Raw genomic sequence first — 12759 nt, forward strand, 5'->3', positions numbered from 1 at the left:
GTCCTTGGAAAATCACATTGGTGCAATTTGGTATTTCATCCATCACTACAACACATCATTACTTGTTTAGCACTACCAAACAAAGATTCATCTGGGCAGTTGCATTATCTAAGGTTCTCTCGAAGTTTTTGATGAGAATTTTACACCTTTCCATCCAAGAATTCGAGCGCTCGATGACCCACCTCGCTTTAACTGGCACAAATCCTGATTGTCCTTGAGCTTCTTTTTGTTTTTTTGAGGGCTTTTCCGAGAGTTCAAACTTAATTTTGGTGAGAATTTATGGGTAAATCTTCTTTAACTCAGCAGTCAAATGGTCGGGGTGATATCCGTGGTCTAGCAAGATAGTGACTTTGGGAACATTAACGGGTTTAGACTTGAAAAAATTGATGTTTTTGCTTAACATTTCAATTAAAGCTGCATCATCTGATCGGCTAGCTTTCGTGCAGTGAATAAAAAAGGGAAACCCAAGCGTATCAACCGCTAGAGGTCTTTTAATACCATTGGTTGATTTGTGAAAACAATAACATGAGCGATGCAATACTGGCATTAAAGGTATTTTTAACTGCCTGTGAATCGATCATCATTAATGTAGTCCACTGAGGTTTTTTTAAACTTGCGATCGTACTTGAGAATGCAAAACTTTCATCAAAACTTCGGCGCACTCGAAGTTCTCGCCACTGCAAGTAAAACCAGTATAAGGTTGAGTAGGGAGGTAAATATGCAGGGTAGGTCTGCCCAATTGCCACCATTTTTGAGTTGCTAGAAGATGCCATTTAAAATTTCTCTTTGAGTCCATTTAGGTGGGCGAGTTCTATTTTTTTGGGGCAATATTTGATTGAGTAAGGGTGACAAAATTTCCCATTCGGCATCTGTGGGATTAGTAGAGTAAGGCATCGTCCGAGAGAGTGTTTTGAGGGTAATTTTACATTAATTCAGTAAGCAGAGACAACCAACAACCCTTCCCCGTTTTGGTTGAAACTGCATCACTCTCTTTCCTTGGGGCAATTGGATGTCGATCGCCTGTGGCTGAGCCGATCGCCCGTGGCTGAGCCGATCTCACATGAAGGGCGATCGTCAAAAGATCTCAAATGGGTTCTATAGTGTACCTCGGCAAGCGAAGCCTTCGTACCGATCGCCCTTAAACTCTTATTATACGGTTTGCCCTCAAAAACTGTCCGAAGTGTTGCCCTATGGAAATTCACCGATTTCTGCTTGGCTCTCTGACAGCAAGTATCATGTCAGGGAAACCCTGCCAAGGTTTCGAGAAAGCTATCAAAGTGCGCTCAAAAACGGAGCTTTTGAAGTTGTGGGTTATTGTGACAAACACAAATATCAATATTCCTATTTTGTCGGGCAAGAGCTTACAGACCTCTAAGATGAAATGGCCGAGTTTAGCAACCTGGTAGTTCAACTCAAACAATCAATAAACTTGCAGTGCAATCAAATATTTCATCAAGCGGTGCTTAAATGCCTGAGTCAGGCAGATATTCCCTGCACTTTATCCACACCTTGCCAAGAAAAGCATCTGCTGCAACTGCTACAGACAGAGCAGCACAAGTAGTTTTTGCTTTGTTTAAATATCTTCCTTATCAATACTCCGGACAGTTTTGGGAACGATACTACAAGCTTACGCGGGGCAAGGAGCATAAAAAAGTCGAATTAAATGTAAGTCAGGGGTGGAGCTGACATTGATTTAATTATCCACAGCGGCTGAAAGTCAAGCGAGCATAAGCCATTGGGCCATATAAAAACTGTCCGGACTATTGCCTTATAGCTGTACGGAATAAAAGATAATTGCCAGTATTAATGACCGTCTTAAAACTATATTCTCTATTAAAACTAACTCAAATACGGAAAATACATTGCCTAAAATTATAAAAATCAACTCTCTGAATTGCTGTGCTATTCAGGCGCACTAAATCAATTTTGGACAAATCTGATTTACAATGTTATTCAGGCAATGAACAATTGCAAAGTTTAAACAGTAGGGGTAATAGTAGAAAATTAGATGCTGCTCGTCAACGTCACTGATAGCCGCGAGGGAATTTTCCCGGAGATTTTGCCGCGAATTTTGGAGCCGTTCTTTATGACAAAAAACGCCAACGAAGGCAGCAGGTTGGGACTGGATATTGTTAAAAAATTTGTGGAAAAACATTCGGTTAAAATAGAAGTAGCGTCAGTTATAGGTCAAACGACCTTTACCGTGTCAATCCAGATCGCCGTTGAGCGCTATCGCACTAAAAATCATACCGATGCGCGACTAAAAAGGCGACTCTAGACGGATGTCAAACCTCGATTGCGGTCAGCGTGCCGCCACTGTAAAATCTGGAATCTAAAATGGTATTAATTACCGGTTCCGCTTACATCTATCCCCCTTGATTTGCCCATGTCAACCACAGCTTCTGATACTCAAAGCTTGCTAGAACAGGCGATCGACCCCAAACCGCCGGTGCTGCCTCCAGACACACCTGTGAAAGTCGCGATCGCTGCCATGACTGAGGCGAGCGCTAGTTGCATTTTAATCGCTCAAGATCAGCAACTGCTCGGAATTTTTACAGAGCGCGATGTTGTGAAAATAACTGCTAGCGGTATTTCGGTAGCAGGGGGGGTAATTTCTGAGGTAATGACTGAAAATCCGATCGCCCTGAACCTCGATAAAGCGGGGAATATCTTCAGGGTATTGAGCATATTGCGATCGAAAAGAATCCGTCACTTGCCCCTCACAGACGAACGCGGAAACTTGCTAGGCGCCATCACCTGCGAAAGCATCCGTCAAACCCTGAAACCGGGCGACTTGCTGAAAATGTGGCGCGCAGAAGAAATTATGACCACAGAAGTAATAGTTACTTCAACGAGCACCTCTGTTTTAGAAGTCGCAAAACAGATGACAACCCAGCGCCAAAGCTGCATAGTCATTTGCACTGACAGCGACAACAAACATCAGAAACCTGTGGGCATAATTACAGAAAGCGACATTGTTAAATTCCAAGTTTCTGGACTCGATTTCGCCGGCACTCCTGCCGCCGCCGCCATGAGTTTTCCCCTGATACCGCTGCCGGTAAAAGCCACATTGTGGCAGGCTCACCAGTTCATGCAGCAGCACGGCATCCGGCGCTTGGTGGTGGTGGACGAGGGAGGATATTTAGCCGGAATCGTGAGCCAAAGTACCCTGCTGCACGCCTTAGATCCGGTAGAAATGCAAGCGAATGTCGAGCTTTTGCAGGAAACAGTTGCCGAACAGATCCAGGAGTTAAACAAAGTGAACGAACAATTGCAAAAAGAAGCACTTCGGAGAACCGAAGTAGAGGAACAGTTGAGGCTTTTAAATAAAAGTTTAGAAAAAGAAACTCAACAGCAAACTTTAGAATTAGTTAACGCTAACAGCCAGTTAAAAAAGGAAATAGAAGACCGCGCCACCGCTGAAGCTGAAGTCCGCCGCCTCAACACCGAACTCGAACAGCGAGTTCAAGACCGCACGGTTCAACTAGCAGCCAGCAACGAAGAATTGCAGCAAGAAATTAGCGATCGCCAATTGCTCGAAAAAAAATTGCACTTTTCTGAAAGCAAAGTTCGCGCCGTTTTTGAAGCAATGACGGACATAGTTCTCGTGCTAGAAAATCAGGGCAACATAGAAGTTTTACCGACCAATACGGCGGCGTTATTAGAGCCTGATTGCGATATAGTCAGCCTAACAATCGAACATTTTTTTGACGACAACAACCCGGATAATTGGTGGATGTTAGTTCAGCAAGTGTTAGATACCCAACAAACGCTCAATTTCGACTACAGCTTAACAGTTGGCGACCGGGAAATTTGGTTTTCTGCCTGCATTTCTCTGTTCTCAAAAAATGCAGTGATTTGGGTTGCCCGTAACATCAGCGATCGCAAAATAGCCGAGTCAGCGCTGTGCCAAAAAAATGCAGAATTATCTCATACCTTGGAAGAACTGAAGCGCACTCAAAAAGAACTGATTCAATCAGAAAAAATGGCGGCCCTCGGACAGTTAATTGCCGGAGTTGCTCACGAAATCAATTCTCCTTTAGGGGCGATTCGCTCCTCGGTGCAGAACATTGCCGACTTCTGGGCGGAACAATTGCAGCAGTTGCCGATATTTTTCCAGCAACTATCCCCGGAAAGGCAGCAGGATTTTTTTGCGCTGCTGCACAAGTCAAGTCAAGAAACAGACAACTTATCTAGTAAAGAGAAACGTCAGTTGAAAAAACTTTTGCAGCGGCAATTAGAAGCAGAAAAAATTGAGAACGCCGACAGCCTTGCTTGTACATTATTAGATATTGGCATATGCAATTTAGAAACTTTTTTACCTTTCTTGAAAGACACCCAAAGTCCAAATTTTTTACAAACCGCCTACCAATTCGCTACGGTACAAAAAAGCACTAAAAATATTGCTACTGCGACAGATAGGGCAGCTAAAATTGTTTTTGCTTTGAAAAGCTACTCTCGTTACGACCAGTCAGGTTCCAAAACAATCGCTAACATTACCGACGGTATTGAGACTGTTTTAACGCTTTACCACTACCAAATCAAACACGGTGTGGAAGTAGTCAGAAACTATGGTACTGATTTACCCTATGTGCTATGCTATCCTGATGAACTAAATCAAGTTTGGACAAATTTGCTTCACAATGCTTTACAAGCGATGGGCAACAAAGGAGTGTTGAAAATTGATGTCAAACACCAAGATAACGTAATATTAGTCAGTATTACCGACAGTGGTCAAGGCATTCCCCCAGAGATTATGCCGAGAATTTTTGAGCCTTTTTTCACGACCAAACCTCCGGGAGAAGGCAGCGGTTTGGGATTGGATATAGTTCAGAAAATCCTGGAAAAACACCAAGGTGAACTGCAAGTAGAAAGCGTGCCAGGTAAAACAAAATTTACTATATCCTTGCCCATCGGAATCCCGGATAGCAATTAAAGAAATGGGGAAATACCCAAGTTTTAAAGTTAAAGACAAGTAAAATTTTATGCCAAAACCAGTAATTTTGTGCGTTGATGATGAAGTTGTAGTCTTAAACAGTTTAAAAATTCAGCTTAAAAAAGAATTTGGGGATGCTTACCTCTATGAAGTAGCAGAAAATGCAGATGAAGCTTTGGAAATTCTAGAAGAAATTCAAGAAGAAGATGAAAGTGATATTTTGGTCATAGTATCTGACTGGTTAATGCCAGGTATTAAAGGAGATGAATTTTTGATTATGGTTCACCAAAAATATCCCAAGATTGTGAAAGTCATGCTGACCGGGCAAGCCGACGAAGTAGCAATAGCACGGGTGAAAGAGCAAGCAAACTTGCACCGCTGTTTGTACAAGCCGTGGGATCGCAAAGAATTAGTAGAAACTATAAAATCTGGTTTGGCAAAAATATGAACAATAAACCTGTGATTATTTGCGTGGATGACGAACCGATAATTCTTGAAAGTTTGAAAATGGAGTTAAAAAAAGCTCTGGGAGAAGAACATTTATTAGAAACCGCTGAAGGCGGCGAAGATGCTTTAGAGTTAATTGAGGAATTGCTGGCAGAGAACTGCGAAATCGTGGCAGTGATTTCCGACTATCTGATGCCCCATATCAAAGGAGACGAATTGCTGAAGCAAATTCACATAATTTCGCCAAAAACTATCAAAATTATGCTGACGGGGCAAGCAGACATCGAAGCAGTGGCGAATACTATTAAATATGCTAAATTGTACCGCTACATATCGAAGCCTTGGCAGTCAGAAGATTTAAAATTGACGGTGAAAGAAGCAGTCAACAGCTATTTTATGGAGAAACAATTAGCGGAACAAAACGCTCAACTCCAAAAGCTGAATCAAGAATTGGAAACTTTAGTCGAGGAGCGGACTGCACAAATGCGCTTGTCTGAAGAAAAGTTTGCTAAAGCTTTTCGTTCTTCTCCAAACCCCATTAGTATTACCAGACTTAAAGACGGTCGTTATTTAGAAATTAATGAGGCATTTTGCCAGACAATCGGTTATTCGGCTGCAGAAATTATCGATCGCACGGCGCTTGATTTGAATCTTTGGGAAAGTATACAAGCCCGTGCCGAGCTGTTTAAAATGTTAGAATACAAAAAATTTTTTCGCAACTACGAATTTGATTTGCGCACTAAAAGTGGGGCACTCAGAACTGGCCTGCTGTCAGCAGAAATCATTGACATTCATGGCGAAACCTGCGTGATTTCTGTGATTCAAGATATTAGCGATCGCAAATTAGCCGAAGAAAAACTCCGAGCTGTAGCAGCTTCTTTAGCAGCAGCGCAAAGAATCGCCCGTGTCGGTAATTGGGAATGCGATTTCTCGGCCAACACAACTACTTGGTCGGAAGAGTTATCTCGGATCTTCGGACTCGATTCAACCCAGGCTGCGCCAACACTAACTGAGTTTTCGCAATATGTGCATCCGGACGATCGACAAAAGTGGCAAACAACGATCGACACTGCTATTGCTAGCGGGCAATCCTACAGCTTGGAATATCGAATACTGAGACCGGAACCGAAAATTGCTGCGGATAATTGCCCGTCACAAATAAGTGAAGCCGGCTTCATCCGCTACATCGAAGCCAGAGGAGAAGTAGTTGTCAACCAACAAGGGCAAGCGACAAAACTATTCACAACTTTGATGGACATTACCCCACGCAAGCTGGCAGAAATAGCCCTAGCAGAGAGCGAAGAAAAATACCGTCATTTAGTTGAAACTTCCCAAGATATTATCTGGTCTTGCAATGCTGAAGGGCACATTACTTTTGTGAACCAAGCAGTTAAACAAATCTACGGTTACGAGCCTGAAGAAATGCTCGGCTGTTCTTTTAGCGATTTCTTAGCGCCAGGAGAAATAGACTGGAAATGGGAACTCCAGAAGCGCTTGCTGACGGGAAAAACTGTGTTTCAGTACGAAAATATAGTATTAGGAAAAGACGGCAGACAGATTGATGTAAATACCAAGGCGATCGCCCGCATGGACGCTGAAGGAAACATCACTAGCACAACTGGCACAGCTAGCGATATTACCGAGCGGAAACAAGCAGGAATAGCCCTGCAAAAAGCCAAAGAAGAAGCCGACAGAGCCAACAGGGCGAAAAGTGAATTCCTCTCGAATATGAGCCACGAATTGCGAACTCCCCTCAACGCAATTCTCGGTTTTAGCCAACTGCTGGCGCGCGACGCAGCCCTCGGTGCCGACCAACAGCAATACTTAGGAATTATTAGCCGCAGCGGGGAACACTTGCTCGAGCTGATTAACAATATTCTGCAAATGTCAAAAATTGAAGTCGGGATCGTGACAGTTAATAATAGCACTTTCGACTTGCATAAAATGCTAAAAAATACTGAAGATATGCTGAAGCTGCAAGCCGACAAAAAAGGGTTACAGTTAATTTTTGATTCCACGCCCGACTTACCTCAATACGTAGAAACAGACGAAAGCAAGTTGCGCCAAGTATTGATTAATGTAGTGGGAAATGCTATTAAGTTTACTGCGGAAGGTGGTGTTAATCTAAGAATAAAACATGAGCTGTTGGGAAATAAAAATCATGAAGAGAGGCCTATAATTAACAATTGCTGTTTGCTATTTGAAGTTGAAGATACGGGATGGGGAATTTCTGTGGCAGAAATGGACAATTTGTTTAAACCTTTTGCGCAAACAGAAAGCGGGAGAAAAGCTCAAGAAGGAACTGGTTTAGGCTTGCCGATTAGCAAACAGTTCCTGGAGTTAATGGGAGGAAAAATAACGGTAACAAGCAGCGTCGGTCGCGGCAGCATTTTTAGATTTGATGTTAAAGTTTCCCTCCCTAATCCAGTGGAAATTCAGGTGGCTCAAACAGCTCGTCGCGTTGTGAGTCTCAAACCCGGACAGCCGGAATACCGCATTTTAGCTGTTGACGATCGCCTGGAAAGCCGCTTGCTGTTGGTCAGAATGCTGACATCCCTCGGCTTTGCTGTGCAGGAGGCTGAAAATGGCGTTCAAGCTGTGGAAATGTGGTCGAGTTGGGAACCTCATTTGATTTGGATGGATATGCGGATGCCGGTGATGGACGGCTATGAAGCTACTAAACAGATTAAAGCGCATTTGAAAGGTCAAGCAACGGTGATTATTGCTCTGACGGCAAGTGCTTTTGATGAGGAGCGATCGCTGATTTTGTCTGCTGGTTGCGATGATTTTGTAGCGAAGCCTTTTCGAGAGCAAGTGATTCTGGAAAAGATGGCTAAGTATCTGGGAGTCAGCTATGTTTACGATCGAGAAGCTTCGCCAAGTTCAGATGCTGTGGCGTCCGGTGAGGTTTCCAGGGTAACTGAAACGGCTAATTTTCCTTTTACGCTCAATGCTTCATTTTTTGAAGCTATGCCTGCTGAATGGGTTGATGAATTGTACGCGGCGGCGGATGCGGTTGATAACGAGGAGATTTTTCGGCTGCTGTTGTTGATTCCTCCGATTCATGCTGATTTCAGCAGGGCGATCGCCGATTTGGTGAAGAACTTCCGGTGCGATCGGATTATCGATTTGATTGAGGAGTTTAGAAATTTTTGAAGGAAGAAGGAAGAAGGAAGAAGGGAGAGGGGCAGGTTCAGGATTATTGATGATTTAGGTGGAGCGACTATTTGTAAACTCGCCCGCGGGCGATCGGCTAATTTACCTGTAGCCAAGCTCCCAACCCTGGTAATCATCAGGGATTGCCAATTCTAAAATCTAAAATTTAAAATCTATAATGTTATAAGTTCTGTAAATAGAAAAGTAGTTGATGCACGAGGGAGTGCTATAATGACGATTTAACCAGTTTTCATAATTTCAACAATTTTCAATTTAACAAAAAATAGCATCGATGACCCGCAATCAAACAGAAGAAAATAAAGGCAACATATTAATTGTTGACGACACTCCAGAAAATTTGCAAGTTTTATCAGCAACGCTGTCTGATCGGGGCTACAAAGTCCGGGGCGTAATTAACGGCAAAATGGCAATCAGAGCAGCGCGATCTGGTTCTCCAGATTTGATTTTGCTCGACATCAAAATGCCCGAAATAGACGGCTACCAAGTCTGCACGCAGCTCAAAGCCGATCCGAAAACATCAGAAATTCCCGTTATTTTTATCAGCGCTTTAGATGAAGTATTGGACAAAGTAACCGCCTTTAAAGTTGGAGGTGTTGACTATATCACAAAACCCTTTCATGTAGCCGAAGTTTTAGCGAGAATCGAAAACCAACTAACTATCCAAAGACTGAAAAAACAATTGCTAGATCGCAATACCGAACTGCAACAAGAAATAATAGAACGCAAAAAAGCCGAAGAAGCCGCGGCCGCTGCATCGCTCGCAAAAAGTCAATTCGTTGCCAACATGAGCCACGAATTGCGGACTCCCTTAAACGCCATCCTGGGTTTTACCCAAGTCATGAGCCGCGACTCTTTCCTGGGCCACGAAAATCTCGAAAATCTCCGAATTATTAACCGCAGCGGTCAACATTTGCTGGAACTAATTAACGATGTTTTAGACTTGTCGAAAATAGAAGCAGGGATAATTGGCTTAGATGAACGCAGCTTCGATCTTTATCAACTTCTCGAAACTCTCGAAGAGATGTTTCAAATTCAAGCTGAAACTAAGAATTTGCAACTAAAATTTTTCGTGCAGGCGAATGTTCCCCAATATATAAAAACTGACGAAAAAAAGCTGCGCATATGCTTGATTAACCTGTTGGGAAATGCCATAAAATTCACTCTCGATGGCGGTTGTATTTGGCTGCGCGTGAGCGTGGAAAGCAAGCAGCAGCTAACCGAAGCGGAAATTTATTCTAACTCTACCTCGGGCGAAGAAGTTTTAATTTTGTTTGAAGTTGAAGATACCGGAGTTGGCATACCAGCAGCAGAGATTGACACTTTATTTGATGCTTTCGTGCAAACTGAAGCAGGTAGAAATGCGGCTGACGGTACGGGATTGGGTTTGACAATTACTAAAAAATATGTGCAGATAATGGGCGGAGATATTGGGTTCAAAAGTGTTTTAGGTAAGGGAACGAGTTTTAAATTTAATATCCGAGTATTGCCCACTACTTCGTCTGAAATAACAGTCGCGACATTGCAGCGGGCGATCGGATTAGAAGCAGATCAACCGATTTATCGGATTTTAGCAATTGACGACAATCAAGAAAATCGGCTGCTGCTGATTAAAATGCTGCAACCAATTGGTTTTGAAGTCCGAGAAGCGGAAAACGGTCGCCAAGCTGTTGAAATTTGGGAAAGTTGGCAGCCTCATTTAATTTGGCTGGATACACGAATGCCAGTAATGGACGGTTTTGAAGCTGTCAGACAAATTAGAGCTAAAGAAAAACAAACTCAGCGGCGAACTGTAATTATTGCTCTGACTGCTAGCACTTTTGAGGAAAAAAAAGGCGAAATTATCGCCGCAGGTTGCGACGATTTTGTGCGCAAACCTTTTCAAGAACAAATCCTTTTTGATAAGATGGCTTGCTACTTGGGAGTGCGCTATATTTATCAAGAGTTGCCCGGGCTACCAGTCGGGGCTTTAGGGCGTTATTTTGTGAGCGACAAACCCGATTCATTTTTCGGAGGGCTGCTGGCCCAGATGCCTCAAAGTTGGGTGCAGGAACTCTACGATGCAGCTAATGATGTTAATGAAGAGCTGGCGATTCAAATTGTCGATCGCATCTGGGAAAGTCATCCAACTTTAGCTCATGCTTTAAAAGATTTACTTACCGATTACCGACTCGACAAGATAATGGATTTAACTCAATCGAGTTTAAAATAAATGGATAATAGCCAAATTAAAGTATTGGTGGTTGATGACCAACCGAGCAATCTGCGGTTCTTATCCAAGCTGCTAACAGCCCAAGGGTATCAAGTTTACCGAGCTATTTGCGGTCAACTGGCGTTGAATGTTGCGATCGCCCATTGCCCCGATTTAATTTTGCTCGACATTAGAATGCCAGAAATGAACGGTTATGAAGTTTGTCGGAGACTGAAAGCGACAGCGGAAACCGAACAAATTCCAGTAATTTTTTTAAGCGTATTAGATGACATTAATGATAAATTACAAGCTTTTCGAGTTGGCGGTGCCGACTATATTGCCAAACCATTTCAAGTAGAAGAAGTTTTAGCGCGCATCGACAAGCAAATCTGCTTGCAAAAACTGCAACAGCAATTAAAAGAGCAAAATTCTCAACTGCAACAGTCGCAGTCGCTGCTTGCTAGCATATTAAATAGTTCCTTAGACGGTATGGTGGCTTATTCTGCCATCCGCAACAGTGAGGGAAATATTGTGGATTTCCAGTGGCTGTTGATCAACCCTGCCGCCGAAAAAATTTCCGGTATGCCATTTAATGAGATAGTTGGCAAGAATTTGTTGGCTGAAATTTCCGAACTTCGCAAAAATGGGTTATTTGATTTGTATGTTTCTGTAGTAGAAACAGGAGCAACTGTAGACCAAGAATTTTATTACGAACACGATCGAGATACAAGTGCTTGGCTGCACATTGTTGCGGTCAAATTAAACGATGGTGTGGCAGTAACATTTCGCAATATCACAGATCGCAAACTAGCAGAAATTGCCCTGCGAGAAAGCGAAGAACGCTTCCGCGCGATATTCGAGCAAGCTGCGGTCGGCATAGCTAAAACCGCCCTTTGCGGTCAATTTATGCGGGTAAACCCCGGTTTTTGCCAAATTGTTCGCTATGCAGAATCGGAATTGTTGCAGCAAAATTGGCAGGCAATTACTCACCCGGATGACATCGAAGCTGACAGAGAATATGTGCGTTCGCTGTTAGCAGGGAAAATTAAAACTTTTTCTCTGGAAAAGCGTTTGATCTGCAAAGATGAGGCAGTGCGCTGGGCGAATGTTACTGTTTCGGCAATCCGCGATGTCAAAGGGACGCCGCAGTATTTGATTTGTGCGATCGAGGATATTTCCCAGCGCAAGCTGGTACAAGAACTGCTGCAAGCGAGTTTAGACACTCAAACCCGCTACGCTCAAGAATTAACTCGTTCTAATGCCGAACTCGAACAGTTTGCCTACGTGGCTTCTCACGATTTGCAAGCGCCTTTGAGCACGATTGCGGGCTACGCTCAACTATTAGAAAACCGCTGTCACAACCAACTTGATGCCCAAGGAAATAAATTTCTCCGCAATATTGTTAATTCTTGCGGGCGGATGCAGGCGCTGATTGATGACTTGCTGGAATATTCGCGGGTCGGTCGCAGTGAGAAACCTTTTGATGTGATAGATTGCAATCTGGTTTTTGAGGATGCTTGCGCTAATTTGCAGTTAGCCATCCGCCAAAATCAAGCTTTTGTTACTAAGGGCGATTTACCAAGGGTAAGAGGTGACAGTTTTCAACTGCTGCAACTGTTTCAAAATTTAATTGGCAACGCCATTAAGTACCGCAGCAGCGAGGCGCCGATGGTGCGCGTCAGCGCTTGGCCTCAGGGGGATAGCTGGGTTTTTTCAGTGCAGGACAACGGTATTGGGATTGCCGAACAGTACCATCGGCGAATTTTTCAAATTTTTCAGCGCTTGCACACCCAAAAACAGTATTCAGGAACTGGTATCGGTTTAGCGATTTGTCAAAGAATTGTCGATCGGCATGGCGGCCGCCTTTGGGTAGAATCAGAACCCAATCGAGGTTCAACTTTTTATTTTTCTATTCCTATACCAAAGTGAAGTCACCCGTCCGCCTGCAGCAGTCAGCCGTTCTTTACTTAAGCTTTAAATAGCTTTATGTTTTCTTTACACAAATGGTCAT

9 protein-coding genes are annotated in these 12759 nt (G+C 43.3%); 8 read left to right on the plus strand and 1 reads right to left on the minus strand.

Going from position 1 to position 12759, the window contains the following annotated elements; translation table 11 throughout:
- Positions 1-218: hypothetical protein (locus QUA78_RS22940; RefSeq protein WP_333301971.1), on the plus strand; the 218-nt coding region annotated here is incomplete at its 5' end.
- A 273-nt stretch (positions 219-491) separates the two neighbouring features.
- Here the strand turns inward: QUA78_RS22940 and QUA78_RS22945 are convergent.
- Positions 492-773: a hypothetical protein gene (locus QUA78_RS22945; protein ID WP_333301970.1), complete on the minus strand. Its 282-nt coding sequence runs from the start codon at positions 771-773 to the stop codon at positions 492-494.
- 287 nt (positions 774-1060) lie between these two features.
- Between QUA78_RS22945 and QUA78_RS22950 the strand changes: the two genes are divergently transcribed.
- The 7 genes from QUA78_RS22950 (at position 1061) to QUA78_RS22980 (ending at position 12677) form a co-directional block, all read left to right on the plus strand.
- Positions 1061-1375 carry a hypothetical protein gene (locus QUA78_RS22950; protein ID WP_333301969.1) on the plus strand — a complete coding sequence of 105 codons (315 nt, stop codon included), beginning with the start codon at positions 1061-1063 and terminating at the stop codon, positions 1373-1375.
- A gap of 633 nt (positions 1376-2008) precedes the next feature.
- The gene (locus QUA78_RS22955; RefSeq protein WP_333301967.1) at positions 2009-2278 is read left to right on the plus strand and encodes an ATP-binding protein; all 270 of its coding nucleotides are present in this window, start codon (positions 2009-2011) and stop codon (positions 2276-2278) included.
- A 108-nt stretch (positions 2279-2386) separates the two neighbouring features.
- Positions 2387-4936, plus strand: coding sequence for a CBS domain-containing protein (locus QUA78_RS22960; protein ID WP_333301966.1), 2550 nt, complete (start codon positions 2387-2389; stop codon positions 4934-4936).
- Between the two features lie 49 nt (positions 4937-4985).
- Positions 4986-5384, plus strand: a complete 399-nt coding sequence (locus QUA78_RS22965) for a response regulator (protein ID WP_333301965.1) — start codon at positions 4986-4988, stop codon at positions 5382-5384.
- Positions 5381-8539 carry a PAS domain S-box protein gene (locus QUA78_RS22970; protein ID WP_333301964.1) on the plus strand — a complete coding sequence of 1053 codons (3159 nt, stop codon included), beginning with the start codon at positions 5381-5383 and terminating at the stop codon, positions 8537-8539. Before QUA78_RS22965 ends, QUA78_RS22970 begins: the two co-directional genes overlap by 4 nt.
- Positions 8540-8831: 292 nt before the next feature.
- Entirely contained in the window at positions 8832-10769 is a 1938-nt protein-coding gene (locus tag QUA78_RS22975) for a response regulator (protein WP_333301963.1), read from the plus strand.
- Complete coding sequence (locus tag QUA78_RS22980) at positions 10770-12677, plus strand: PAS domain S-box protein (RefSeq protein ID WP_333301962.1); 1908 nt, start codon at positions 10770-10772, stop codon at positions 12675-12677.
- Positions 12678-12759: the final 82 nt, after the last annotated feature.

The organism is Microcoleus sp. K4-B3, assembly GCF_036704615.1.
Lineage (GTDB): Bacteria > Cyanobacteriota > Cyanobacteriia > Cyanobacteriales > Microcoleaceae > Microcoleus.